Raw genomic sequence first — 25,087 nt, forward strand, 5'->3', positions numbered from 1 at the left:
CGGTTTTTTTTCGCCCGCGCAAAGCCGGTCCATCAGGGCCATTGATCGGCCGGCAACACCCAGGCCAATAAGCGTCTGGCACGCTTGTACCAGCTTCGACAGGAAATTAGATTAGCCAATAGTCCTTGCTATCGATCATAAGGAAATCGCATGACGCTCACCGACCAGTCCACCCAGGTACGCCCCGGCGAAGAACTCGACGCGGCCGTCATCGATCCTTACCTCAAGGGTCATATACCTGGCCTGCAGGGCAGCCCGACCATCAGCCAGTTTCCAGGTGGCGCCTCGAACCTGACCTACCTGCTGGCCTACCCAGGCAAGGAATTCGTCCTGCGCCGCCCGCCCTTCGGCCACAAGGCCAAGTCGGCCCACGACATGGGTCGCGAGTTCCGTATCCTCAACCAGCTCAATGCCGGTTTCCCCTATTGCCCCAAGGCCTACGTGCACTGCACCGATGAAGCGCTGATCGGCGGCGAGTTCTACGTGATGGAGCGGGTCAACGGCATCATCCTGCGCTCGGACATCCCCGCCGAACTCGACCTGGACGCCGGTCGCACCGAGGCGCTGTGCAAAAGCTTCATCGATCGCCTGGTCGAGCTGCACCAGGTGGACTACCAGGCATGCGGCCTGGCCGACCTGGGCAAACCGGAAGGTTATGTGCAGCGCCAGATCGAAGGCTGGGCCAGCCGCTATGAAAAAGCCCTGACCCCCGACGCACCGCGCTGGGAGCAGGTGATCGCCTGGCTGCGCGAGAAGATGCCCGCCGACCACCCGCGCCCGGGCATTGTGCATAACGACTACCGCTTCGACAATGTCATCCTCGACAGCACCAACCCGATGCGCATCATCGGCGTGCTGGACTGGGAAATGGCCACCATCGGCGATCCGCTGATGGACCTGGGCAACAGCCTGGCCTACTGGATCGAGGCCGGTGACCCTGCCCCAGTACAATTGATGCGTCGCCAGCCGAGCAATGCGCCGGGCATGCTGACCCGCCAGCAGTTTGTCGACTACTACGCCGAGCGCGCCGGCATTCGCATCGACAATTTCGACTTCTATTACTGCTACGGCCTGTTCCGCCTGGCCGGCATCGTCCAGCAGATCTACTACCGCTTCTTCCACGGCCAGACCCAGGACAAACGCTTCGCCCAGTTCATCCACATGAACAAGCTGCTGGAGCACATGAGCCTGCAACTGATCGGCAAATCCAGCCTGTAACCCGGCCCACAACAAGGAATACCCGAATGTCCAAGACCCACCTGTTCGACCTCGACGGCAAGATCGCCTTCGTTTCCGGTGCCAGCCGTGGCATCGGTGAAGCCATCGCCCACCTGCTGGCCCAGCAGGGCGCCCATGTGATCGTCTCCAGCCGCAAGCTCGACGGCTGCCAGCAGGTGGCCGAGGCGATCGTAGCCGCTGGCGGCAAGGCCACCGCGGTGGCCTGCCATATCGGCGAGATGGAGCAGATCCAGCAGGTGTTCGCCGGCATCCGCGAACAGTTCGGGCGCCTCGACATCCTGGTCAACAACGCCGCCACCAACCCGCAGTTCTGCAACGTGCTGGATACCGACCTGGGTGCTTTCCAGAAGACCGTCGACGTCAATATCCGCGGTTACTTCTTCATGTCGGTGGAAGCCGGCAAGCTGATGCGCGAGCACGGCGGTGGCAGCATCATCAACGTGGCCTCGATCAACGGGGTGTCACCGGGGCTGTTCCAGGGCATCTACTCGGTGACCAAGGCGGCCGTGATCAACATGACCAAGGTCTTTGCCAAGGAGTGCGCGCAGTTCGGCATCCGCTGCAACGCCCTGCTGCCAGGGCTGACCGACACCAAGTTCGCCTCGGCGCTGGTGAAGAACGACAGTATCCGCAATGCCGCGCTGCAGCAGATCCCGCTCAAGCGCGTGGCCGACCCGAGCGAGATGGCCGGGGCGGTGCTGTACCTGGCCAGTGACGCCTCCAGCTATACCACCGGCACCGCGCTCAATGTGGACGGTGGGTTCCTGTCCTGACGGTGCCCCAGGCCTGACTGGCTTGTGGGAGCGGACTTGCTCCCACAAAGCCCGCTGTCTAGACCTTTATCGCCTGCAACGTGTAGCTCAGCGGTAGCCGCCATGGCGCCTCGATCAGGCGCCACTCGCCGTCATCACCCAACGCCATCTGCCCAGGCAAGGCCTCCCAGGGAATGCTCTGGTGCTCCTCCAGGGCGGTGATGCGCAGGCCGTTGCGCAACAGCGCGGTGATCACCTCGCCGAGGCCATGGTTCCACTCATGGGTTTCGGTCTGCGTCAGGGCCTGCTCGGTGTCGACGTAGGTCTGGTCGCTGATCCACACGGTCGGCGCCTCGCGCTCGAAGTACGGATACTCCAGCTGCAAACGGTCCTCATGGTCTTCGTTGACCGCCATCAGCATCGGGTGGCCATCACGCAGGAACAGGCGTCCGCCCGGCTTGAGCAATGCAGCCACTGCCTGCGCCCAGCGCTCGATACTCGGCAGCCAGCACAACGCGCCGATGCCGGTGTAGACCAGATCGAAACTACCGGCAGGCAGCACTTGTGCCGCCTGGTAGACATCCGCTTCGACATAGGCGATCCCAGCGCCGCAACGTTCGGCCAGGTCACGCGCCTGGGCCAGCGAGGCGGCAGAGAAGTCCAGGCCACAGACCTCCGCCCCCAGGCGCGCCAGCGACAAGGTGTCGGTACCAATATGGCATTGCAGGTGCACCGCGCGCAGGCCATGGATATCGCCCAGGCGCGGCAGGTCGAAACGCACCACCTCGGACAGATGGCCGGGTTCGGCGACAAAGCGTTCGACCTCGTAGTCCTTCGAGGCAGCGTGCAGTGGCGCCCGTTCATTCCAACTGGCGCGGTTGAGTTCCAGTGATCGGCTCATCGGTGCATCCCTGTCCTGAATGGGTCAGGCGCTACGTTAACCGGCGCCATCGAGCGCGGCAACCGCGCTGTCAACCTGAAGTTGACAGCTCAGGTATACTGACCGCCTCGTCCACGCCCAAGGATCCAGCACCCATGACGGAAAACAGCTTCGCCTTTCGCCTCAAGGAACTGCTCGAACACCACAAGCTGACCCTGCAGGCAGTGGGCACGGCCTTGGGGATCTCGCGCACGGCGGTGCACAAGTGGACCCGCGGTGGCGAGATCGACTACGCCAACCTGCGCAAGCTGGCCGACCTGCTCAAGGTCAACTGGATCTGGCTGCGCTATGGCGAAGAGGCCCTGCACAGCGTGCAGCAGGCCGAGGTGGTCGAGCTGCCGATGACCGACGTGCGCCGCCGCTACACCGCCGAGATCATGGAGAGCGAGACGCGCATGAAGCTGGCCCAGGAGGGTGCGCGCATCGTCACCTGGGAATGGAACCTGGTCACCGACGAAGTGACCTACTCGCCCAACGTCGAGGCGGTGTATGGCTGGCCACTACGGCGCAACGAGGACTTCTGGGAACACATCCACCCCGAGGACGCCAGCCACATGCAGGGCATGTATGCCCAGGCCGTGGCCGACGGCACCGGCTGCGAGTGCGATTTTCGCATCACCCGCCCCGACGGCGACCAACGCTGGATCGCCTCGCGCGCCACGGTACTCAGCGACAGTGCCGGGCGCCCGGTGAAGATGCTCGGCATCAGCATGGACAACACCGAGCGCAAGGTGGCCGAAGAGGAATTGCGCCAGAGCGAGGCGCGCTTTCGCACCATCTTCGAACTGGCCTGGGGCGCGCTGGCCTACATCGACCCGGATGGCAGCTGGCAGCGGGTCAACGGCAGCCTTTGCGAACTGCTGGGTTACCGTGAGGACGAGCTGTACGGCACGACGTTCCAGCAGCTCACCCACCCCGACGACCTGCCGGACAACCTGGCGCTGCTGCGGCGCATGCTGGCCGGCGAGATTGAACGATACGAAGTGCAGAAGCGTGTGCGCCACAAGGACGGGCACTACCTCTGGGTGCGGGCACGCACCTCGCTGGAGCGCCGCGCCGACGGGCAACCGGAACATCTGATCAGCGTGTTCGAGGACATCGGCGCCGAACGCGAGGCAAGCCCGCGTTCTATCTGATACCTGCCCAGCGCCGAGCCTGGCAGGTGCGGGTGAAGGTCAGCGCTTGACGCCGTGCTGGATGACAATCGAGTCGGTGCCCAGCTTGGCCATCACCTCGGCCTTGCGCGCATCGGCCTCGACCTTGGCCGGGAACGGCCCCATCAGCACCACCGGCTTGCCGTCGCGGTACTCGACCCAGGACGGGATGCCCTTTTCGATCAGGCGTGCGGTCATGTCGGTCAGGGCGCCCATGTTCGGCCCCTGGATCACTTCCACGTCCCAACCTTCCGGCGCCGGCTGGTCGGCCAGCGCCTCGGCGCGGCGCTGCAGGTCGGCGCCACCGCAGACTTCGCGGATACGCAGGTTGTTGCCGGTCTCGTCGATGAGGATCTCGTACTGACCGTCGTGCTTGATCGCCACGTAGCTGCGATAAGCCTCGTACTGACCGGCGTCATCCTTGCCACGCACCTGGCCGCAGATGGAGCCCTGGGTGTCGAAGCGCACGTTGGCGAACTTGGCCGTCTTGGGGTTGTTCAGGTGTTCGGCCACCTGCTTGTGCACGCCTTCGACCTCGTTGTTACAGCCCGCCAGGGCCAACACCGCCATTACCACCGCCAGTTTGCGCACGCCTGTACCTCCAGATTCGAAGGGGCGGATTCTAGCATGAGCGAACCGCTCGGCCGCAGGGATGAGGCGAAGGTGGAAAGTTGCAGCGTGTGTCAGCGCCCATGGAACGGCGGAAAGCAAAAAGGGCGATCCTTTCGGATCGCCCTCTTCTGATTTGGTAGGCACAATTGGACTCGAACCAACGACCCCCACCATGTCAAGGTGGTGCTCTAACCAACTGAGCTATGTGCCTGTCGTGTGGTGCGCATATTAGTGATCGACTGCGCACCTGTAAAGCGTTTTTTTCAAAAAAATCAAAAACTTTGCGAAATTCATCCGAGCCGCCCCGGCGACCTGCGGGCAAGGCTTTTACCGGCCGATCTCGCATGCGGCTCGCCCGCTGGAAGCGACCAAAAGCAAAAAGGGCGATCCTTGCGGATCGCCCTCTTCTGATTTGGTAGGCACAATTGGACTCGAACCAACGACCCCCACCATGTCAAGGTGGTGCTCTAACCAACTGAGCTATGTGCCTGTCGTGTGGGGCGCATTCTACGCGATCCAGATACCCTGTCAACTGTTTTTTTCACGCTAAGCTACTGAATCTTAAACTATTTATAGAAAGGCCGAGGTTCAGGGGGGCGTAAAGGATTTTCACCGGACGACTAGCGGGTGTTTATTATTATTGATAGCATCGGTACATTCGTTAAAAATATAAAACACGAGGTTCCTCGAGCATGGCAAACACCCCCTACCCCCAGTCCTACTACGCCGCCTCGGCCAACCCGGTGCCGCCACGTCCGGCGCTGCAGGGTGAGGTGGAAACCGATGTGTGCATCATCGGTGCCGGCTACACCGGCCTGTCCAGCGCCCTGTTCCTGCTGGAGAACGGCTTCAAGGTGAGCATCGTCGAGGCCGCCAAGGTCGGTTTCGGCGCCTCGGGCCGCAACGGTGGCCAGATCGTCAACAGCTATAGCCGCGACATCGATGTCATCGAGCGCACCGTCGGCCCCAAGCAGGCGCAACTGCTCGGCCAGATGGCCTTCGAGGGCGGGCGCATCATCCGTGAGCGCGTGGCCAAGTACGACATCCAGTGCGACCTGAAGGACGGCGGCGTATTTGCAGCGCTGACCAGCAAGCAGATGGGCCACCTGGAATCGCAAAAACGCCTGTGGGAACGCTTCGGCCACAACCAGCTGGAGCTGATGGACCAGAAGCGCATCCGTGAAGTAGTGGCCTGCGACAGCTATATAGGCGGCATGCTCGACATGAGCGGCGGCCATATCCACCCGCTGAACCTGGCCCTGGGCGAAGCCGCCGCGGTCGAGTCGCTGGGTGGCATCATCTATGAGCAGACCCCGGCCGTGCGCATCGAGCGTGGCGCCAACCCGGTAGTGCATACCCCGCAGGGCAAGGTGCGCGCCAAGTTCATCATCGTCGCCGGCAACGCCTACCTGGGCAACCTGGTACCGGAGCTGGCTGCCAAGTCGATGCCCTGCGGCACCCAGGTGATCACCACCGAGCCGCTGGGCGAGGAACTGGCCCGCACCCTGCTGCCGCAGGACTACTGCGTCGAGGACTGCAACTACCTGCTCGACTACTATCGCCTGACCAGCGACAAGCGCCTGATCTTCGGCGGTGGCGTGGTATACGGTGCGCGTGACCCGGCGAACATCGAGGCGATCATCCGCCCGAAGATGCTCAAGGCCTTCCCGCAGCTCAAGGACGTCAAGATCGACTACGCCTGGACCGGCAACTTCCTGCTGACCCTGTCGCGCCTGCCGCAGGTCGGCCGCATCGGCGACAACATCTACTACTCGCAGGGTTGCTCGGGCCACGGCGTCACCTACACCCACCTGGCGGGCAAGGTGCTGGCCGAAGCCCTGCGCGGCCAGGCCGAGCGCTTCGACGCGTTCGCCGGCCTGCCGCACTACCCGTTCCCGGGCGGCCAGATGCTGCGTGTGCCGTTCAGCGCCATCGGTGCCTGGTACTACAGCCTGCGCGATCGCCTGGGCTTCTGATGTGAAGCCATCGCGGGGCAAGCCCGCTCCCACAAGGCCAATCTTGTGGGAGCGGGCTTGCCCCGCGATCATTTCAGCCTCACCGTCCCAGGCTGGTGACAGCCTGCTTCGCCGCGATCTCCTGCCCCGAACGGGCCAGTTCATCCGCCGCCTGCAGCCAGCGCTGGCGATCCACCTGGGCCGGCAATTGCCGTGGCGATTGCACCAGCACCGCCCAACGCCCTTCCTTGCTCCACGCCGACTCGAAATCATCGAAAGCCATCAACTGGCGCCGATGCATGCCCGAGCGCAGCAATACCCGCTGCTTGTAGCGGTCATAGCCAATCAGCACCGCATAGCGCGGCTCGCTCCACCACGCCGAACCTTCCTGATAACGCAGCAACACCGGGTAGCCGGCCGCCACCTGGGCGAGCAAGGCATCCAGGTGTTTGTCCAGCGGGTAGACGACCCGGCCGTATTCACGGGCAACCCGAGGGATGCCGGTTTCCAGGGACTCGGCGGCGGCAGGCAGGCCCAACGACTTGTCGAGCAGGCCCGGCGTGATCGGCGCGCCCTGCTGCGACAACACGGCGGCCAGGGCCATCGAGCCACTGTGGTTGGCGTTGCCGCCGTAGAAGGGAACGCTGCTGATCTCGACCCGCTGCGGCAGGCCCTTGAGCGCGGCCGGTGGCGCGCTGGCGCAACCCGACAACGTGGCCGCCACCAGGCAGGCGGCCAACAGGCGACGTGGGCCCAGGGCCCGGGACGTGATGAGTTTTTGCAACATGGACACTCGCATGATCCAGCGCCAGGCAGGCGGTGCCCGGCCATGAGTGCCGATCATAGGGCGCGGGCGGCTTCGGGTATAGCCCGATGCGGGCTTGGAACGAAACGGCCCAAGTACTAGACCTTCGGTCAATGGAACGTCATAGGGGAGAGGCTAGACTAAAGCAGTGTCTGGATGGCGGGCCTGACTCGCCAGAGAGAAGGAGGCACACATGAGCCTGACAATGGCGATTCTAATGCTGGTTGGCATGTGGCTGAGCGTCGCAGCCGCCATGCTCTGGGGTGTACTGCGCATCGTGCGCCGGCATGCACACCCACATCACCTGCCCCCTCAAGCCCTGGTCAAACCACAACCTGTGCGCCGTGCGCGTCGGCATGCCGGGGCGCATTGAGCTGAAGCGTTCCTGAAACGCATCGCGGGGCCATCCCGCCGCCACAAGCTACATGTCTTGTGGCGGCGGGATGGCCCCGCGATGGTTCACGCCAGGTCAGCCCTCGGTCGCCTCACGTTTCAAGCGCGCCCGGCGAGCCATGATGTTGAGGATCTCGATCGCGGTCGAGAACGCCATGGCAGCGTATACGTAGCCTTTCGGCACATGGGCACCGAAGCCTTCGGCGATCAGGGTCATACCGATCATGATCAGGAAGCCCAGGGCCAGCATCACCACGGTCGGGTTGTCGTTGATGAACTTGGCCAGCGGGTCGGCGGCCACCAGCATCACGATCACGGCACTGATCACGGCGATGATCATGATCGGCAGGTGCTCGGTCATGCCCACGGCGGTGATGATGCTGTCGATCGAGAAGACGATGTCCAGCAGCAGGATCTGGAAGATCGCCGCAGTGAAGCCGATGGTCACGACGTTGCCGGCCTTGGACTCTTCCTTGGCGCCATGTGGGTCGACGCTTTCATGGATCTCCTTGGTCGCCTTCCACAGCAGGAACAGGCCACCGGCAATGAGGATCATGTCCTTCCACGAGAACGTGTGGCCGAACACCTCGACCACAGGCTCGGTCAGCTGGACGATCCAGGCCACGGTGCTGAGCAGCGCCAGGCGCATGACCAGGGCCATGCTGATACCGATGCGCCGCGCCTTGGAACGATAGGCCTCGGGCAGCTTGTTGGTGAGGATGGAGATGAAGATCAGGTTGTCGATGCCGAGCACGACCTCCATGGCCACCAGGGTGGCGAGGGCTACCCAGGCGGTGGGGCTTGCGGCGAGTTCCAGCAAATATTCCATTGGTCAGTCCTGCTCTCAGATGTCCTGGGTGTCTTTCTTGTCGTCTTCGGCCTTGGCTTTCTCGCCATCGCTGCCGATGGCGTCGCTCAAGGCCTGCTGGGCGGCGTCATTGGTCTTGTCGATGGCCTGCTTGGCCGTTTCAGCGGCCTGGTCAAGCATCTGCTGGGCGGATTTCTCGGCCTGGTCGCAGCCAGACATGGCGAACAGGGCCAGGGCCAGCACCAGCGGTGTGCCAATGGATTTGAGTTGTAGCATGAAGTCCTCGCTTGTCGAATGCCGGGCGGCGCTTCATGCGCCTGATGGGGTGGCATTCTAGTGGGGCTGAAACATCCGGAAAATTCGTATTTTCAGCGTGTATACTTCGGTTTTTCCGAATCGAGGCGAACATGCTCAACTATCGCCAGCTCCACTATTTCTGGGCGGTGGCCAAGACCGGCAGCATCGCCCGCGCCAGCGAACAGCTCAACCTCACTCCGCAGACCATCAGCGGCCAGATCAGCCTGTTCGAGCAGACCTGGAACCTGGAGCTGTTCCAGCGCGTCGGGCGCCAGCTGGAACTGACCGAGACCGGGCGCCAGGCCTTGGCCTACGCCGAGCAGATGTTTCAGATCGGCGGCGAACTGGAGGCCATGCTGCGCGCCGGGCCGCAGGAGCAGATCCTGTTCCGCGTGGGCGTGGCCGACGTGGTGCCCAAGTCTATCGTCTACCGCCTGCTGGCACCGACCATGGAGCTGGAGGAGGTAATGCGCATCAATTGCCGCGAGGACAAACTCGAACGCCTGCTGGCGGACCTGGCGATCCAGCGTCTGGACCTGGTGATTTCCGACAGCCCCATGCCCAGCCACCTGGACATCAAGGGCTACAGCCAGAAGCTCGGCGAATGCGGCCTGAGCTTCTTCGCCACCCCTGCGCTGGCCGAGCGCCTGAAGCTGCCCTTCCCCGCCTGCCTGGACGACGCGCCGCTGTTGATCCCAGGCCAGGAAACCGTGCTGCGCAGCCGCCTGCTGCGCTGGCTGGCCGAGCAGCAGGTGCAACCGCGGATCGTCGGCGAATTCGACGACAGCGCGCTGATGCAGGCCTTCGGCCAGTCGGGCAGCGGCATCTTCGTCGCCCCCAGCGTGATCGCCGAAGAGGTCTGCCGCCAGTACGGCGTGCGCCTGATCGGCCAGACCGAGGCGGTGAACGAATCGTTCTATGCCATTTCGGTGGAGCGCAAGGTCAAGCACCCGGGGATCCTGGCGATCACCGAGGGCGCGCGGCGCGAGCTGTTTCACTGGTAGGCCCGCGCCTACAGGAGCCAGCGCGGTCTGTGGTAAAGTCGCGCGCTTTCACGTAACTGGATTGCGCTGCACATGACCCCCATCCTCCGCCTCATCAACCGCACCGGCCTGGTGACGCAGATCTGCATCGGCCTGGTGGCCGGCATCGCCCTGGCCCTGCTCGCCCCCGACGTGGCCCGCGACCTGGGGTTCCTCGGCAAGGTCTTCGTCAGCGCCCTGAAGGCCGTGGCGCCGATCCTGGTGTTCATTTTGGTGATGGCCTCGATCGCCAACCACCGCCATGGCCAGGAAACCCACATCCGCCCGATCCTCTGGCTGTACCTGCTGGGCACCTTCGCCGCCGCGGTGGTGGCCGTGGTGGCCAGCATGCTGTTTCCCTCGAACCTGGTGCTGAGCACCGGCGAGGCCACGCTGAGCGCCCCCGGCGGCATCACCGAGGTGATGCAGAACCTGTTGCTCAGCGCCGTGGACAACCCGGTCAACGCATTGCTCAATGCCAACTTCATCGGCGTGCTGACCTGGGCCATCGGCCTGGGCGTGGCCCTGCGCCATGCCGGTGACACCACCCGCACCGTGGTCGAGGACCTGTCCAACGGCGTGACCCTGATCGTGCGCATGGTGATCCGCTTCGCCCCGCTGGGCATCTTCGGCCTGGTCAGCGCCACCCTGGCGCAGTCGGGGCTGGATGCACTGCTCGGCTACCTGCACCTGCTGGCCGTGCTGATGGGCTGCATGCTGTTCGTGGCCCTGGTGATGAACCCGTTGATCGTTTACTGGAAAATCCGCCGCAATCCCTACCCGCTGACCCTGCTGTGCCTGCGCGAGAGCGGCATTACCGCGTTCTTCACCCGCAGCTCGGCGGCCAACATCCCGGTCAACCTGGCGCTGTCGGAGAAGCTTGGCCTGCACGAGGACACCTATTCGGTGTCGATCCCGCTGGGCGCGACCATCAACATGGCGGGCGCTGCAATCACCATCACCGTGCTGACCCTGGCCGCCGTGCACACCCTGGACATCCCGGTCGACCTGCCGACCGCGGTGCTGCTCAGCGTGGTGGCGGCGGTCTGCGCCTGCGGCGCCTCGGGCGTGGCCGGTGGCTCGCTGCTGCTGATCCCGCTGGCCTGCAGCCTGTTCGGCATCCCCAGCGAGATCGCCATGCAGGTAGTGGCGGTCGGCTTCATCATCGGCGTGCTGCAGGATTCGGCCGAGACCGCGCTGAACTCCTCGACCGACGTGCTGTTCACCGCCGCGGCCTGCCAGGCCATGGAGCGGCCCAGCACCTGAAGCCCCAGCCGTGCCAGCTCCCACGCCTCAGGGGAGCTGGCTTGGCCGGCGACGCCAGCAGTGATTGCTTAAGCCTGGCGCTTTACCTAGGCTAGTGGCCTTTTCCTCGCAATGAGACAGGGCCATGTCAGAACACGAAAGCACCCGCGAAGGCCGTTTCAACAGCATCGAGATCCGCGTGCTCGGTTCACTGATCGAGAAACAGGCCACCAGCCCGGAAACCTACCCCCTGACCCTCAATGCCCTGGTCCTGGCCTGCAACCAGAAGACCAGCCGTGAACCGGTGATGAACCTCTCCCCCGGCCAGGTCGGCCAGGCCCTGCGTGCCCTGGAGAACCAGGAGATGGCCCGCCTGCAGATGGGCAGCCGCGCCGACCGTTGGGAACAGCGAGTGGACAAGGGCCTGGAGCTGGTGCCGGCGCAGCTGGTGCTGATGGGTTTGATGTTCCTGCGCGGCCCACAGACCCTCAGCGAACTGCTGACGCGCAGCAACCGCCTGCATGAGTTCGAGGATGTCGATCAGGTCCAGCACCAGCTCGAGCGCCTGGTCTCGCGTGGCCTGGCCTTGCACCTGCCGCGCCAGGCCGGCCAGCGCGAAGACCGCTACACCCACGCCCTGGGCGACCCGGCCGAGATCGAGGCGATTCTCGCCGCCCGCCAGCAGGAAGGCGGCACGCGCGCCAGCGCGGCGGACGAACGCATCGAGGCGCTGGAAGCACGGGTCGCAGCGCTGGAGGCGCGCCTGGCCCAGCTCGAAGGTTGACTCAGGGCTTTTCGGCGTCGGGGAAGTTACGGCAACTCTTGCGTTCGGCCAGCTCCCGCTCACTGGGGCGCTGGTCGACGAACACAGTGCGGCCGTCGGCATAGATTTCCAGGTAGCCCCAATGCAGGTCCTGCTCGGTCTGCCCGGGCTTGGGCGGAACGAGCCACCAGGGTTCGCGGCTGATCAGGGTCATGGCGGGCTCCAGCGAATGTCTGGGGTAACTATAGAAGACCGGCGGGCCAGTCGAACCAGGCGGGGATTGTTCCGCAAAGAGCAATTATGAAGTGCCGGGAGCACCGATTCTCCCCACCTACCGAACGGACTAATCTCGATCCTGCAAACCAAGCCCACCGACCTTGAGGATTGACCACGATGTCTCGCCCACCACTGCCCCCCTTCACCCGTGAAACCGCCATCGAGAAAGTCCGCCTTGCCGAAGACGGCTGGAACAGCCGCGACGCCGCCAAGGTGGCCCTGGCCTACACCACCGACACCCACTGGCGCAATCGCGCCGAGTTCTGCAGCAGCCGCGAAGAGGCCCAGGCCTTCCTCACCCGCAAGTGGAACCGCGAGCTTGAATACCGCCTGATCAAGGAGCTCTGGGCCTTCACCGACAACCGCATTGCCGTGCGCTACGCCTATGAGTACCGCGACGACAGCGGCCAGTGGTACCGCGCCTACGGCAACGAGAACTGGGAGTTCGCCGAGGACGGCCTGATGCGCAATCGCCACGCCAGCATCAACGAACAACCCATCAGCGAAGCCGAGCGCAAGTTCCGCTGGCCACTGGGGCGCCGTCCGGACGATCACCCGGGCCTGAGCGACTTCGGCTTCTGAAGACCGACACCGGATCAGCGGGGCCGCTCGACGGCCCCGTTTCAGGTTTGGGAAACGGACTACGCGGCCTGGGGAAACAGTGAGCCCAGCGCTGTGCCAGACTTTGCGGCGAATCCACTTCAGGACAGCCCGATGACCCTCCTTGATGCCTTTTTACAGCGTCGACGCTATGATGCCTCCCATGTGCGCAAGCGGTTTCGCATTGCGCGGAGGTGTCCAGCGATGGCAGCAAAAGCGAAGAAGGTCTCCGAACGGGACCTCGATACCCTTGAACAACAGATTCCCCTGCACGCTAGCGAGGCTACGCATTCGGCCTACCTGCGTGCCCTGCAGGCCAGCCAGCGCGGCGTGCTGTGTGTCGATGACGGTGAACTGGTGCGCGTCGGTGCCGATGGTGCCCGGACCGTGCTGGGCAAGGCCAGCCCCAGGCGCAAGGTCCGGGTCGGCGAAATGATCAGTGTACGCAGGGTCGATGACCAGACGGCCGGCGGGCGTGCCTAGGCTGCGTGTTTTTGCGGGCCCCAACGGCTCGGGCAAGAGCACCATCAAGGCCAGCCTGCCTGCGGCGCTGACACGCCTTTTCGTCAATGCCGACGAACTCGAGCAAGAGGCAAAGGACAGCGGCTTCGTCGACCTCGCCCCGTTTGGTATTCAGGCCACTCAGGCCGAATTGCTGACGTTCCATCTCGATCATCATCTGATTGCATCCCGGCAACTGGCCATGCACGCCAGGCAACTGCAACTGCTCGACAACCGGATCGACTACCGTGCAGTGCCAGTGGACTCGTACTTCGCCTCGGTGATCGCCGATTTCATTCGCCAGCGCCTGCTGGAGGCGAAGCAGAGTTTCACCTTCGAAAGCGTCATGTCGCACCCGAGCAAGATCGAATTCATGCGCCTGGCACAAACCCAGGGCTATCGCACCTACCTCTATTTCGTCTCGACCGAAAACCCGCGGATCAATATCGAGCGGGTCGCCATTCGCGTGCGCGCGGGCGGCCATCCCGTCAGGGACGATCTGGTGCGCAGCCGCTACGAGCGCTCCCTCGACCTGCTCCCGGAGGCCATCGCCGCCAGCCATCGTGCCTATGTGTTCGACAACTCCGGGCAGAGCGCGGTGTGGCTGGCGGAAATCACCGATGGCGTGCAACTGGAGTACCGCAACGAAGAGATACCCGACTGGTTTTTCGAAGCCTACGTGGATGAAGTGGAGCAGCAAGCAGAGACCTAGGGGTCTGTACGAAATGTGTCTGCGCGAAGGCCAGACAAGGCGAAACGGGGGGAGGAAGCGCAGTGTACTGGAGTACATGAGCATTCCGCGCCCCGTGTCAACGCAGTATGGGCGTGCAGATACATTTCGTAGAGAGCCTGGCGCAGCGCCGCTGACGCGACGCTGCGCCATTGCCTCAGGACGCCAGGATAAAGTCCGCCGCCGTCACGCTGGTCGCATCCCCCACCCCGACCAGGCGAATGGAGTCTGGCCCACCGAAACTCACCAGCGTATCGGCGCCCACATCGGCAATGCTGACACTGACGGCAAAGGTCGCTGCGGTAATGCTCAGCGCCGTGATATCCAGCCGGTCCTGACCGCCTGCCGGGGCGGCGTCGAAACCGAACACCTGGTCGGTGCCGAAGTCCGCCGCGAACTGGAAGATATCGTTGCCGTCGTTGGCGACCAGCGTGTCGTTGCCAGCCCCGCCACTGACGATGTCGTCACCGGCACCGCCATCGACGAAGTCATTGCCGTTGCCACCCTGCACCACATCGTTGCCGCCCCCGCCCAGCACCGTGTCGTCGCCATCGCCACCGGCCACCACATCGATGCCGACGCCACCATCGAGGTTGTCGTTGCCGGCCCCGGCCTGCAGCGTATCGTTGCCGACGCCGCCATTGAGCGTGTCGTTGCCGTCACCGCCGTCGAGGCTGTCATCGCCACCACCACCGTTGAGGCTGTCCGCGCCAAGGCCACCGATCAACTGGTCGTTGCCGGCATCGCCATTGAGCGTGTCGTTGCCCGCGTTGCCGATAAGGGTGTCGTTGCCGCCGTCGCCGGTGAGCGTGTCGTTGCCGACACCACCGGTGATGACGTTGTTCAGCCCGTTGCCGGTGCCGACGAAATTGCCGACGCCGGTGTAGGTCAGGTTCTCGACGTTGGCAGTCAGGCTGTAGCTGGCCAGCGCGGTCAGCACGGTGTCGATGCCACCACCGCCCACCTCGACCACCACATCCGAGGCTGAGTCGACAATGTAGGTGTCGTTGCCGGCACCGCCCACCATTCGGTCACCACCTGCCCCGCCATCGAGCCGGTCGTTGCCGGCAGCACCCGTGAGGGTGTTGGCCAGTGCGTTGCCGGTGCCGGTAAAGTTGCCGCTACCGGTGTAGGTGAGGTTCTCGACATTGGCGCCCAGTTGGTAGCTGAGCAGGCTGGTCTGCACCAGGTCGGTGCCGCCACCGGCCACCTCGATGACACTGTCGCCGGCATTGTCGACCACGAAGGTGTCGTTGCCGAGGCCGCCGTCCATGGCGTCCGCGCCAAGGCCACCGTTGAGGGTGTCGTTGCCGTCCTCGCCGAACAGGAAGTCACCGTCGTCGCCGCCGTTGAGGATGTCGTTGCCCGCCCCGCCGAACAGCTGGTCGACAGCGCCCAGCCCATTGAGCGTGTCATTGCCGCCCAGGCCGCGCAGCACATCGTTGCCGGCGCCGCCGGTGAGGGTGTTCGCCGCATTGGTGCCCACCAGCGTGACGCCGCTCAGCAGCCGCACCGCGGTGGTCGCCGCGGAGGTCACCGTCTCCTGGGCGCCGAAGCCGTCGGTGTAGCGCACGATCACCCGTAGTTGCTGGTTGCCCTGGGCGAAGCCCGGGGTGTAGCTCGCTGCGGTGGCGCCGGCGATGTCGACAAAGTTGCCGCCCACGCCCTGCTGCCACTGGAAGCTGAATGCGCCCAGCCCGTCGAGGTCGGCGATGCCGGCGGTCGAGGCAGTCAGCAACTGCCCCTGGTCCGGCGTGGTGTCGCTGATCAGCACCGAGCCGGTCGGCGCGTCGTTGACGTTGGCCACCGGGCCGAGAATGTCGCTGGCGGCGCGCTCGGCCACGCCAAAGGTGTCCACGTAGCCCACCTGCACCCGCACATGCTGGCCAACCTGGGGCTGGCCAAGGGTGAAGGTGCTGGCGGTGGCTCCGGCGATATCCACCCAACCCCCACCGTTGTTCATCTGCCACTGGAAGGTGAACGGCGCGCCGCCGATGCCGTCGGCGTCGACGATGGTCGCCGGGTTGGCGCTCAGCACCTGGTTCTGCACCAGCAGCCCGGCCACGGCGGGCCCACTGCTGGGCGCGCTGTTGGTCGAGGAGTCGACGATTTCCAAGGTGCCCTTGGCGTCCTGGTACACCGCCCGCACACGGATGTTGAGGCCGGCGACATCGTCCGCCACTCGATAGGTGCTGCCGGTCGCCCGCGAGGCTTCACCGGCGGCGACGACGGTGATGTCCTCATAGACGCCCGTGCCGGGGATACTCTCGACCTGCCAGTAGTAAGCCACCGGCCCGTTCAGCGCGCCGCTCGGGTTGGCCGCGCCCTGGTTGTCGGCATCGTGCACCGCCAGGTTGCTGACCCGCAGCAACTGCCCGGCCACGGGCGTGTCGTCGCGTAGACCGCTGGCATCGTCGACAATCGCCAGGTGACCGGTCGGGCCGTTGTTGACGGCGCTGCCCACGCCCGAGGCCTGGGCACCGTCGGCGAACTGCAGGCGCTCGATGCCGGTCAGGCGATCGACGCCGTCGCGTCCGACCACCGTGTCGGTGACGATCACGGTGTTGCCCTCGACGACGATGCGGTAGTCGGTGGCGATGCCGGAGAACAGCGCGGTGTCGTACTGGTCGGTACCGCTGAGGATCTCCCGCACGATCACCAGCTGTCCGGGGTTGTAGGTGCCCTTGAGCATCAGCGGCACCATCGGCTCCATGCTGTCGAACGAGGCGATTTCCGCCCCGCTGCCGTCGTTGTTGGCACGCACGCTGATGCGCACGTTCAACCACTTGTCGCCATCGAGGATGTCGTCGCCGCCACGTCCTTCGATCAGGTCGCTGCCACTGCCGCCGAGGATGATGTTGCCGCCATCGTAGAAGGTCGCGCCGGCGGGCAGCAGCCCGGCAAGGCCGTTGATCAGGCTGATGTTGGTGAGCACGCTACCGGTGGCCCCGGCAGTCGGCAGCGAGGTGGCGTCCTCGTTGTCGCCGCGCAGGAAGTCGCCATGCGCCGAGCCCGACAGGCCTTCCATGATGTCGAAGCGCACCAGCGCCGAAGCCCCCGAGCCCGGAACCGGCGGCACATCGAAGAAGCGGTCGCTGTAGTCGATGCTCACGCCTTGGGCCAGGCCCTTGAAGGTTGCCCAGTCATAGCCCGAGCCGCCGATATAGCGGTCGCCAAAGCCGAGGCTGCCGACCATGATGTCGTCGCCGCCCTCGCCGTTGAACTTGTCGTTCTCGTTGCCGCCGACGAACACGTCGTTGCCGATCACCGGGTCGTTGCCGAGGGGGTCGAAGTTGTCGCCGGGGGCGCCGTCCGAGGTGCCCTTCTCGATCCAGTCGTCGCCTTCGTTGCCCATGTCCTGCTCGTTGGCCTTGCTGCCGAGGATGAAGTCGTTGCCCTGGCCGCCGATGGCTTCGGAGGCATCCTCGCCGGTGACGATGAAGTCGTTGCCGAAGCCGCCGATGATCAGGTTGACGCCATTGCCGCCATGCAGCACATCGTTGCCGTCGCCGCCCTGGATGTTATCGTCGCCGCCCATGTCGCTGATGATGTCGTCGCCAGCGCCACCGCGCAGCTGGTCGTTGCCATAGCCCCCTTCGATACGGTCGTTGCCGCCATCGCCCCAGACCGTGTCATCGCCTTCGCTGGAGACGAGGATGTCGTCGCCCTGGGTGCCGCCCAGCACGATGTGCTGGTCACCGGCATAGCGGATGTAGTTGCTGTCGGGGCCATCGGTCAGCGGGCTGTCGCGGAACACCACCTGCTGGCCGTTTTCACCCAGTGGGTCGGCGTTGCCCAAGCCATCGTTGTACTGCTTGCCGCGGTCCAGTTCCAGGTAGAAACCAGGGTCGGAGAACACCAGCCCCGGCAGGTGGGTGGCCGAGGTGTTGGCCATGATCAGCTTGGCGAACGAGTTGCTCTCAAGCTCCGCGTTCATCGACAAGCCGGCGGTGCGCTCCAGGTAGTAGAAGCGGTCGCCATCCTGCAGTTTCTCCAGCTGGTTCTCGAACACGAAGTTGAAGGTGCTGCCGAGCATGCCGCCGAACGGCGTCTTGGCCTCGGCCAGGCCGCCGATCCACAGGTCGATGGCATCGACACCGGTCACCGTCACGCCCTTGAGGTCATCGGCGGTGCCCATCACCCCATCCTTGCCCGCCAGGGTCACGTTGGCCCAGGTACCGCTGCCGTTGAGGAAGTCCAGGCGGTCGCTCGGCGCGCCGGGGCCGCCGAGCACCAGGGCCAGCGCCGCGGCACGCTTGTCGTCCAGGGTATGGGCCGAAGTGATGCTGCCGTGGGTGCCATAGGCCGCGATGAAGTTGATCAACGATTCCGGATGCTTCAAGTGCTGCACCAGGTCGACCCAGCTGGTATAGGGTTTGAGCTGGGTGTCGCCGGTCTGCCCGAAGATGTCGCGGCGCACGGCGTTGAGCGAGGGGATGCCGACATCGCGACCCCGGGCGATGTTGATCGCCGGCAGGTCCAGTGGCAGGCCGAGCAGGTTGTTGCGTAGCGCCTCAGTGACGAACTCGTCGATCTCGTTGCCAGCCTGGCGGGTCACCCCACGTACGATGGCGCTGGTCGCCTCCTCTGGTGTCACGCCGCTGGCGGCATACGCCAACGGGTTGAGGAACGCCGCGATCAGGCCCATCTGCTGCTCGGGGTTGGCGCTGGCCGGGTCACCGACGACCTTGAAGTCGATGTCGAAACGGTCGACGGTTTCTGTCAGCATCGAGTGACCGAAGCGGTACACGGTGTGCGCGAACTCGGCGACGATCGAGGCATCGAGGTCGACGTCGTAGACCTGGGTCGGGGCGAAGAACAGGTCGACGCGCGGCTGGATGGTGCGGGCGAACTCCTCGAACACCAGGTGCTGGTACTGCATCTCGGTGCCGAACTTGGCCGCCTGGAACAACCGCTCGCCGTTCCACACCAGCGCATCGACCTCTGCCTGGCTGACGGGCAAGGCGCTGACCGGGGTCAGCAGCCACTCGTTGAGGAAGGCCAGGTCGCCCGCGTCGAGCACGGTGTCCTGGGTCTGCGCCACCAGCCGGTTGTGCTCGGCGTGGAAGATCGCATGCACGGCGGTCAGACCGATGTTCTCGTTGACCCGGCCATCGCCGGCGATGTAGTGCGCGTCCAGCAGTTCGTTGTCGTAGGCCAGGTTGGCGCCGGTATGCGGGTTGACCGGGACGGCGTTGCCGGTGGCAGCGTCGGCGTCGGGGGCCAGCACTCCACCGGTGAACACTGGCACGGCATTGTGGGCGATATCGGCAAGGAACTGGTGGCCGGTGCGCACGGCGTTGGTCAGGTCGATCGGCGCCAGCGGGTTGCCTTCGACCAGCACGTCGTCAGCAGTGCCGCCCAGGCCGTCGGCGCCCTTCATCACCACCATCGGATAGCCATGCGGCCCTTTGATGAAGTTGCCATAGGCGTCGGTGGCCAACAGCGGCACATTGTCGACGTCGGCGTCGGTCAGGCGGATGCCGAGAACATCGTTGGCCTGGGCCTTGACCACCTTCCAGGTGGCCATGCCACCGATCTCGCTGTCGTCGCCGGTACCGAACTTGCCGTCGCTACCCAGGTCGCGGTTGGTGATCAGCCGGCCGGTGGCGATAGGGCCACTGGCGGTGAGCTGGTAGCCGCGCAGGAACACCTGGTGCGAGGGGTGCGAGCTGTAGGTCTGGTTCTGGTCCACGAACGGCGTGGTGGTGTTGCTGTGCTCATGGATGTCATCGGCGGTGCCGAGGATGCCGTCCGGCCCTGGCAGGTTGGTGGCTCGGGTCAGCACCATGAAGTTGGCGGCGCCGCCTGGCACGTACAACGGATCGTCCGGCTGCAGGGGGATGAAGATGGTCCCCGAACCGCCCTTGGTGACCAGGTCCAGGCCATGGTCGAAGAACTGGCCGAAGAAGGTCATCCAGGCGTTGAACGGCGCCGACAGCCCGGCATCCGCCGAGGTGTTCTCGAACAGGAAGACATCATGGTCGTCGCTGGTGCCGAACTGGCCGTCCATGCCCGGGCTGGCGACCACCCGCACACCGTCCTTGAGCTGATCGTCATTGCCGGGGGTGCCGAAGTCCAGCACGCCGTTGGCGCCGGGGTCGTAGGCACTGGCGTAGGCCGCCGGGTTGTTCGAGGTCTGGTCGACGATCAGGTTGCTGATGGTGCGTGGCTGCGAGTCGAACACGTAGCCGCTGGTCTGCTGGTAGGACGAGCCGGGAATGGCCGGCGAACCCGGACCGAAGAACCCGGCGGGCGCGCCCTCGGCAGCGTTGAAGACGGGGTCGGTCAGGCGCGGGAAGACATGGTCGGCGGCGCCGTAGCCAGTGTGGTCGTGGCCATTGAGGTTCATCAGGTTGTTGTTCGAGCCATCGACCGCACGCAGGCCCAGGGGCGCGCGGATGTTGGGGATCAACGAGAGGATGTCCTGCCCGGCGGCGTCCGCCTCGGCGATCTTGATCTGGGCCAGGATGAAGTTGAGGTCGGAGCGGACCATGTGCAGGCCATCGCCCCCCGCACTGGCATCGACCACCCGCGTCGGAGTGGTCGGCACCACGGGAGCGCCGGCCTCGACCACGCTGGTGGGCGCGCTGAACAGCACCTCGGTGGTGCCATGGCCGTCCTGGTAGATCGCCTTGACCCGCAGCGACAGCCCGGCCAGGTCCGGCGACACCTTGAACGCGGTGCCATCGGCGCTCTGGAACGCCAGGTCGCCGGCCGGCAGCAGGATGATGTCCTGGAACACGCCGCTGCCGGGATCGGCCTCGAACTGCCAGTAGTAGGACACCGAGGCATTGGCCAGGGTGCCCAGCGGGTTGCCCGCCGTGACATTGTCGCCATCACGCACGCCAGCCATGCTCACGCTGAGGATATCGCCGACGGTGATCGCACCACCGTTGCCGTCGCTGAGGCTCGGGCTGCCGGTCGGCTGCGCGTTCAGCCCCGGCACCAGCACGCGCTGGGTATCGGCGAACTGCAGGCGCTCGATATGCAGCAGGGTATCGGTGCCGTCTCGCCCGGCCACGGTGTCGGCCACGGTCCACACATCATCTGCCAGGTCGGCGGTGCCACGGGTGTCCTGGGTCACCACATACTCAGCCTGCACCCCGGAGAAGACCGCAGTGTCGAAGGCCGAGCCGCCGGTCGAGGTGCCGGGCAGGATCTCGCGGATGGCCTTGAGCTGGCCCGGGTTGTAGGTGCGATCGAGCATGAACGGGATCATCTCGACCATGCTGTCGAAGCTGGCGATCTCGGGGCCGGTGTGGTTGACGTCGTCCGGGGCATACACCGCGATGCGCACGTTGAGCCACTTGTCGCCGTCGATCAGGTCGTCACCGCCACGGCCTTCGATCAGGTCGCTGCCATTACCGCCCAGCAGGATGTTGCCGGTGGCGAAGCCGGTAGTCGGCAGCCCGGCGTCGGCAAGGAACTGCGCCAACCCGCGGATCAGCGCAACATTGCTCAGAGCACTGCCCGTCGCACCGCCATGGTTGAGGATGGTCACCGCATCGACGTCATCGCCCTTGAGCACGTCGGCGAAGCGCGAACCGGACAGGCCCTCGACCTCGGCGAAGCGGTCGAGGATCGACGCCGGCGAGGCGCCGACCGGGTTGAACACCCCGGTGTTCTGGTTCGGCGCGTTGCCATGGGGCTGCGCCAGCGCGGCCAGGCTCAGGTCGGCGGTGACGCCGACCTGGTCGTTCTTGTAGGTGACCCAGTCGAAGCCGGACATGCCGTCCATCTTGTCCTGGGCATCGCTGCCGACGAAGATATCGTCGCCGCCCTCACCGATCATTTCATCGAAGCCGCCGCCACCGACAAAGATGTCGTTGCCCACCACTTCATCGGTGAGCAGCGGCGCGAAGTTGTCGCCCGGCGCGCCGTCCTGGGTACCCTTCTCGATCCAGTCGTCGCCCTCGTTGCCGGTGGGCGGCAGGTTGGTCTTGGCACCAAGGATGAAGTCGTCGCCCTGGCCGCCGAAGGTGGTGCTGATGTCTTCGGTGGTGATGATGAAGTCCTGGCCATCGCCCCCCAGGATCAGGTTGCCGGCCGCGAGCATGCTGCCGGCCACGATCACGTCGTTGCCGGCGTTGCCCTCCAGGCGGTTGTCGCCGAACGCATCGGTGATGATGTCGTCGCCTGCGCCACCGAGCACGGCATCGTTGCCGGCGCCACCTTCGAGGTAGTCGTTGCCGCCATCGCCATACAGCGTGTCGTCGCCCTCGCCGGAGATGATGATGTCGTCGCCCGCAGTGCCGCCGAGCACCACATGGTCCTCGCCGGTGTAGTGCAGGTAGTTGCCATCCGGCCCCACGGTATCGGGGTTGTCGCGAATGACCAGCGGCACGACCTCCACGCCGTTGATCTCGATTCCTCCGGTGGGGTCGGCGCGACCGTTGCCGCCCAGCCCGGTGAACTGGTTGGCCTGGTTGACCTCGAGGGTGAAGGTCGGCGTCAGGAACACGGTGTTGGACAGGTGGGTGACATCCGAGTTGGCCATGATCAGCTTGGCGAACGAGTTGTTTTCCAGCTCCGCGCCGAAGTTCAGCCCGGCGGTGCGCGCCAGGTAGTAGAAGCGGTCGCCGTTCTGCAGGGCCTCCAGCTGGGTCTCGAAGACGAAGTTGAAGGACGAGCCGAGCATGCCGCCGAAAGGCATCTTCTGTTCGGCCAGGCCGCCGACCCAGAAGTCGATGGCGTCGACCCCGGTCACCGTCACCCCGGTCAGGTCGTCCGCGGTGCCCAGCACGCCGTCCTTGCCTGCCTTGGTCACGTTGGCCCAGGCACCGGTACCGTTGAGGAAGTCCAGGCGGTCGGAAGGCGCGCCGCTGCCGCCCAGCACCAGGGCCAGCGCTGCGGCGCGCTTGTCGACCAGGGTGGTCGCCGAGGTGATCGAGGCATGAGTGCCATAGGCGGCGATGAAGTTGACCAGCGACGCCGGGTGCTTGAGGTGATCGGCGAAGTCGGCCCAGCTGATGTAGGGCTTGAGCTGGCTGTCGCCGGTCATCGCATAGAACTCGCGCCGCGCCTCGTTGAGCGAGGGGATGCCGGTATCACGGCCACGCGCCAGGTTCAGTGCCGGTAGGTCCAGGGGCAGGCCGAGCAGGTTGTTGCGCAGTGCCTCGGTGACGAACTCGTCGATCTCGTTGCCAAGCTGGCGGGTCACGCCGCGGATGATCGCCCCGGCCGCTTCATCAGCGGTGGCACCACTGCCGGCGAAGGCCAGCGGGTTGAGGAAGGCGGCGATCAGGCCCAGTTGCTGGTCCGGGTTGTCCGGGTCGCTGAGAATCGGGTTGAACGCCGGATCGAAGCGGTCGACGGTCTCGGTCAGCATCGAGTGGCCGAAGCGGTACACCACATGGGCGAACTCGGCGAGAATCGCCGGGTTGATCGAGGTGTCGTAGCCGTTGGGCGCGAGGAACTCGTCGATCTGCGGCTGGATGGTACGGGCGAACTCCTCGAACACCAGGTGCTGGTACTGCATCTCGGTACCGAACTTGGCGGCCTGGAACAGGCGCTCGCCGTTCCACACCAACGCGGCCACCTCGGCGGGCGTAGCGGGCAGTGCGACCACGTCGATGGCCAGCCACTCGTTGAGAAACGCCAGGTCGCCGGAGGCAAGCACAGTGTCCTTGGTCTGCTGGACCAGGCGGTTGTGCTCGGAGTGGAACACGTGGTGCACGGCGGTCAGGCCGATGTTCTCGTTGACCCGGCCGTCACCGGCGATGTAGTGGGCGTCGAGCAGCTCGTTGTCGTAGCTCAGGTTGTTGCCACCCGGGCCCATGGGCTGGGCATTGCCCACGGTAGTATCGGCGTCGGCCTGCAGCACCCCGCCGACCAGCACCGGCTCGGCGTTGTGGGCGATGTCGTCGAGGAAGCCGTGGCCGGTGCTCACGGCATTGGCCAGGCTGATGGGCGCGGCGCGGTTGCCTTCGACCAGCTGGGTGACGTCGTCGGCGGTCCCGGCAATGCCGTCGGCACCATTGCCCACGCGGATCACCACCTGCGGCATGCCGTTGGGCCCGCGCAGGAAGTTGCCGTAGGCGTCGGTGGCCAGCAGCGGCACCCGGTGCACGTCGGCGTCGGTCAGGTTGATGCCGAGGATGTCGCGGGCCTGGGCCTTGACCACGGCCCAGGTAGCCATGCCGCCGTTCTCGCCGTTGCCATCGTCGCTGGTGCCGAACTTGCCATCGGCGCCCAGGTCGCGATTGGTGATCAAACGCCCGGTCGCCACCGGATGGCCGCTCGCGTCGAGGGCGTACTCGCGCAGGAACACCTGGTGCGAGGGGTGCGAACTGTAGGTCTGGCTCTGGTCGACAAAGGGCGAGGTGGTGTTGGGCTGGCCATCGTCGGCGGTACCGAGCACGCCATCGGCACCAGCCGTGCGCACGGCGCGCGGCAGCACCATGAAGTTGGTCGGGCTGTTGGCCACGTACAGCGGGTCGTCCGGTTGCAGCGGGATGAACACCATCTGGCTGCTGCTCTTGGTGACCAGGTCCAGGCCGTGGTCGAAGAACTGGCCGAAGAAGGTCATCCAGGCGTTGAAGCCGGCGGTCAGGCCAGCGTCCGGCGACTGGTTGGGGATGAAGAACACCGCTTTGTCGTCCGCGGTGCCGAACACCCCGTCGATGCCGGGGCTGAGTACCGGGGCGGCGCCGCCGTTGGCATCGACCGCGGCCGGGTTGTTGCCGGTCTGGTCAACGATCAGGTTGCTGATGGTACGCGGCTGGCTATCGCTCACCGTGCCGGTGCCGGCATAGGCCGCCCGGTACTGGGCATCCATCAGGCGCAGGAAGGCATTGTCGGCGGCGCCGAACTCGCTTTGCCCGGCCACCAGGTTGTTGTAGCTGCCGTCGACGGTACGCAGGCCGAACGGCACCTGGCTGTTGGGCAGCAGGTCAATGAGGCTGGCGCCGTTGGCATGGGCCTCGGCGATGAAGATCTGCTGGAGGATGAATTGCAGGTCGGACTTGCTGAAATTGGCCATGTTGGCTGACC

18 protein-coding genes and 2 tRNA genes are annotated in these 25,087 nt (G+C 65.1%); 11 read left to right on the forward strand and 9 right to left on the reverse strand.

The annotated features are described in order from the left end of the window. The first annotated feature begins 150 nt into the window (after positions 1-150). Together AAHK21_RS03990 and AAHK21_RS03995 are read left to right on the forward strand one after the other, a co-directional pair. Entirely contained in the window at positions 151-1,218 is a 1,068-nt protein-coding gene (locus tag AAHK21_RS03990) for a phosphotransferase family protein (RefSeq protein ID WP_367856498.1), read from the forward strand. 26 nt (positions 1,219-1,244) lie between these two features. Continuing rightward, entirely contained in the window at positions 1,245-2,012 is a 768-nt protein-coding gene (locus AAHK21_RS03995) for an SDR family oxidoreductase (RefSeq protein WP_046856224.1), read from the forward strand. 58 nt (positions 2,013-2,070) lie between these two features. Here AAHK21_RS03995 and AAHK21_RS04000 read toward each other — a convergent pair whose 3' ends face one another. Next, positions 2,071-2,892, reverse strand: a complete 822-nt coding sequence (locus AAHK21_RS04000; protein ID WP_367856499.1) for a class I SAM-dependent methyltransferase — start codon at positions 2,890-2,892, stop codon at positions 2,071-2,073. Positions 2,893-3,026: 134 nt separating this feature from the next. Here AAHK21_RS04000 and AAHK21_RS04005 point away from each other — a divergent pair, with 134 nt between their 5' ends. Then, positions 3,027-4,067 carry a helix-turn-helix transcriptional regulator gene (locus AAHK21_RS04005; protein WP_046856225.1) on the forward strand — a complete coding sequence of 347 codons (1,041 nt, stop codon included), beginning with the start codon at positions 3,027-3,029 and terminating at the stop codon, positions 4,065-4,067. 39 nt (positions 4,068-4,106) lie between these two features. Here AAHK21_RS04005 and AAHK21_RS04010 read toward each other — a convergent pair whose 3' ends face one another. From AAHK21_RS04010 to AAHK21_RS04020, 3 genes are all read right to left on the reverse strand, one after another. Beyond that, on the reverse strand, positions 4,107-4,676 hold the full coding sequence (locus AAHK21_RS04010; protein WP_367856500.1) for an SPOR domain-containing protein: 570 nt from the start codon (positions 4,674-4,676) through the stop codon (positions 4,107-4,109). Between the two features lie 155 nt (positions 4,677-4,831). Next, positions 4,832-4,908: transfer RNA gene (locus AAHK21_RS04015), tRNA-Val, on the reverse strand. Positions 4,909-5,110: 202 nt separating this feature from the next. Beyond that, positions 5,111-5,187, reverse strand: a tRNA-Val gene (locus AAHK21_RS04020). 202 nt (positions 5,188-5,389) lie between these two features. Here AAHK21_RS04020 and AAHK21_RS04025 point away from each other — a divergent pair. Beyond that, the gene (locus AAHK21_RS04025; protein ID WP_046856227.1) at positions 5,390-6,673 is read left to right on the forward strand and encodes an FAD-binding oxidoreductase; all 1,284 of its coding nucleotides are present in this window, start codon (positions 5,390-5,392) and stop codon (positions 6,671-6,673) included. Between the two features lie 79 nt (positions 6,674-6,752). Here AAHK21_RS04025 and AAHK21_RS04030 read toward each other — a convergent pair whose 3' ends face one another. Next, the gene (locus tag AAHK21_RS04030; protein ID WP_367856501.1) at positions 6,753-7,496 is read right to left on the reverse strand and encodes a peptidase C39 family protein; all 744 of its coding nucleotides are present in this window, start codon (positions 7,494-7,496) and stop codon (positions 6,753-6,755) included. A gap of 154 nt (positions 7,497-7,650) precedes the next feature. On the opposite strand from AAHK21_RS04030, the gene AAHK21_RS04035 reads away from it, so the two are divergent. Next, positions 7,651-7,830 carry a hypothetical protein gene (locus AAHK21_RS04035; RefSeq protein WP_081941225.1) on the forward strand — a complete coding sequence of 60 codons (180 nt, stop codon included), beginning with the start codon at positions 7,651-7,653 and terminating at the stop codon, positions 7,828-7,830. Positions 7,831-7,926: 96 nt separating this feature from the next. On the opposite strand, the gene AAHK21_RS04040 is transcribed toward AAHK21_RS04035, so the two are convergent. Continuing rightward, on the reverse strand, positions 7,927-8,679 hold the full coding sequence (locus tag AAHK21_RS04040; protein ID WP_367856502.1) for a TerC family protein: 753 nt from the start codon (positions 8,677-8,679) through the stop codon (positions 7,927-7,929). A gap of 15 nt (positions 8,680-8,694) precedes the next feature. Further along, positions 8,695-8,934, reverse strand: coding sequence for a hypothetical protein (locus tag AAHK21_RS04045; protein WP_046856230.1), 240 nt, complete (start codon positions 8,932-8,934; stop codon positions 8,695-8,697). Between the two features lie 131 nt (positions 8,935-9,065). Between AAHK21_RS04045 and nhaR the strand changes: the two genes are divergently transcribed. The 3 genes from nhaR to AAHK21_RS04060 all read left to right on the forward strand — a co-directional run bounded on the left by nhaR (position 9,066) and on the right by AAHK21_RS04060 (position 12,006). Next, positions 9,066-9,959: a transcriptional activator NhaR gene (gene nhaR / locus AAHK21_RS04050; protein WP_367856503.1), complete on the forward strand. Its 894-nt coding sequence runs from the start codon at positions 9,066-9,068 to the stop codon at positions 9,957-9,959. Between the two features lie 72 nt (positions 9,960-10,031). Continuing rightward, positions 10,032-11,243, forward strand: a complete 1,212-nt coding sequence (gene sstT, locus AAHK21_RS04055; RefSeq protein WP_367856504.1) for a serine/threonine transporter SstT — start codon at positions 10,032-10,034, stop codon at positions 11,241-11,243. Between the two features lie 124 nt (positions 11,244-11,367). Beyond that, positions 11,368-12,006, forward strand: a complete 639-nt coding sequence (locus AAHK21_RS04060; protein WP_046856233.1) for a YceH family protein — start codon at positions 11,368-11,370, stop codon at positions 12,004-12,006. A gap of 1 nt (position 12,007) precedes the next feature. On the opposite strand, the gene AAHK21_RS04065 is transcribed toward AAHK21_RS04060, so the two are convergent. After that, positions 12,008-12,199, reverse strand: coding sequence for a hypothetical protein (locus tag AAHK21_RS04065; RefSeq protein ID WP_023631521.1), 192 nt, complete (start codon positions 12,197-12,199; stop codon positions 12,008-12,010). A 179-nt stretch (positions 12,200-12,378) separates the two neighbouring features. Here AAHK21_RS04065 and AAHK21_RS04070 point away from each other — a divergent pair, with 179 nt between their 5' ends. The 3 genes from AAHK21_RS04070 to AAHK21_RS04080 all read left to right on the forward strand — a co-directional run bounded on the left by AAHK21_RS04070 (position 12,379) and on the right by AAHK21_RS04080 (position 14,074). Next, complete coding sequence (locus AAHK21_RS04070) at positions 12,379-12,843, forward strand: DUF1348 family protein (RefSeq protein ID WP_046856235.1); 465 nt, start codon at positions 12,379-12,381, stop codon at positions 12,841-12,843. A gap of 222 nt (positions 12,844-13,065) precedes the next feature. Beyond that, positions 13,066-13,344, forward strand: coding sequence for a hypothetical protein (locus AAHK21_RS04075; protein ID WP_046856236.1), 279 nt, complete (start codon positions 13,066-13,068; stop codon positions 13,342-13,344). Next, positions 13,316-14,074: a zeta toxin family protein gene (locus tag AAHK21_RS04080; protein ID WP_046856237.1), complete on the forward strand. Its 759-nt coding sequence runs from the start codon at positions 13,316-13,318 to the stop codon at positions 14,072-14,074. The genes AAHK21_RS04075 and AAHK21_RS04080 overlap by 29 nt, the downstream gene beginning before the upstream one ends. Before the next feature lie 175 nt (positions 14,075-14,249). Here the strand turns inward: AAHK21_RS04080 and AAHK21_RS04085 are convergent, their stop codons facing one another. Next, entirely contained in the window at positions 14,250-25,076 is a 10,827-nt protein-coding gene (locus AAHK21_RS04085) for a peroxidase family protein (protein WP_367856505.1), read from the reverse strand. Positions 25,077-25,087 lie beyond the last annotated feature (11 nt).

Origin of the sequence: Pseudomonas sp. TE50-2, assembly GCF_040813665.1 — a bacterium.
In the GTDB taxonomy this organism is placed as follows: domain Bacteria; phylum Pseudomonadota; class Gammaproteobacteria; order Pseudomonadales; family Pseudomonadaceae; genus Aquipseudomonas; species Aquipseudomonas soli.

Bases quoted from the DNA above. Each gene is read 5' to 3' on its own strand.
- AAHK21_RS03990 (WP_367856498.1), top strand. From the start codon at position 151: ATGACGCTCACCGACCAGTCCACCCAGGTACGCCCCGGCGAAGAACTC.
- AAHK21_RS03995 (WP_046856224.1), top strand. From the start codon at position 1,245: ATGTCCAAGACCCACCTGTTCGACCTCGACGGCAAGATCGCCTTCGTT.
- AAHK21_RS04000 (WP_367856499.1), bottom strand. From the start codon at position 2,892: ATGAGCCGATCACTGGAACTCAACCGCGCCAGTTGGAATGAACGGGCG.
- AAHK21_RS04005 (WP_046856225.1), top strand. From the start codon at position 3,027: ATGACGGAAAACAGCTTCGCCTTTCGCCTCAAGGAACTGCTCGAACAC.
- AAHK21_RS04025 (WP_046856227.1), top strand. From the start codon at position 5,390: ATGGCAAACACCCCCTACCCCCAGTCCTACTACGCCGCCTCGGCCAAC.
- AAHK21_RS04030 (WP_367856501.1), bottom strand. From the start codon at position 7,496: ATGATCGGCACTCATGGCCGGGCACCGCCTGCCTGGCGCTGGATCATG.
- AAHK21_RS04035 (WP_081941225.1), top strand. From the start codon at position 7,651: ATGAGCCTGACAATGGCGATTCTAATGCTGGTTGGCATGTGGCTGAGC.
- AAHK21_RS04040 (WP_367856502.1), bottom strand. From the start codon at position 8,679: ATGGAATATTTGCTGGAACTCGCCGCAAGCCCCACCGCCTGGGTAGCC.
- AAHK21_RS04045 (WP_046856230.1), bottom strand. From the start codon at position 8,934: ATGCTACAACTCAAATCCATTGGCACACCGCTGGTGCTGGCCCTGGCC.
- nhaR (WP_367856503.1), top strand. From the start codon at position 9,066: ATGCTCAACTATCGCCAGCTCCACTATTTCTGGGCGGTGGCCAAGACC.
- sstT (WP_367856504.1), top strand. From the start codon at position 10,032: ATGACCCCCATCCTCCGCCTCATCAACCGCACCGGCCTGGTGACGCAG.
- AAHK21_RS04060 (WP_046856233.1), top strand. From the start codon at position 11,368: ATGTCAGAACACGAAAGCACCCGCGAAGGCCGTTTCAACAGCATCGAG.
- AAHK21_RS04065 (WP_023631521.1), bottom strand. From the start codon at position 12,199: ATGACCCTGATCAGCCGCGAACCCTGGTGGCTCGTTCCGCCCAAGCCC.
- AAHK21_RS04070 (WP_046856235.1), top strand. From the start codon at position 12,379: ATGTCTCGCCCACCACTGCCCCCCTTCACCCGTGAAACCGCCATCGAG.
- AAHK21_RS04075 (WP_046856236.1), top strand. From the start codon at position 13,066: ATGGCAGCAAAAGCGAAGAAGGTCTCCGAACGGGACCTCGATACCCTT.
- AAHK21_RS04080 (WP_046856237.1), top strand. From the start codon at position 13,316: ATGACCAGACGGCCGGCGGGCGTGCCTAGGCTGCGTGTTTTTGCGGGC.
- AAHK21_RS04085 (WP_367856505.1), bottom strand. From the start codon at position 25,076: ATGGCCAATTTCAGCAAGTCCGACCTGCAATTCATCCTCCAGCAGATC.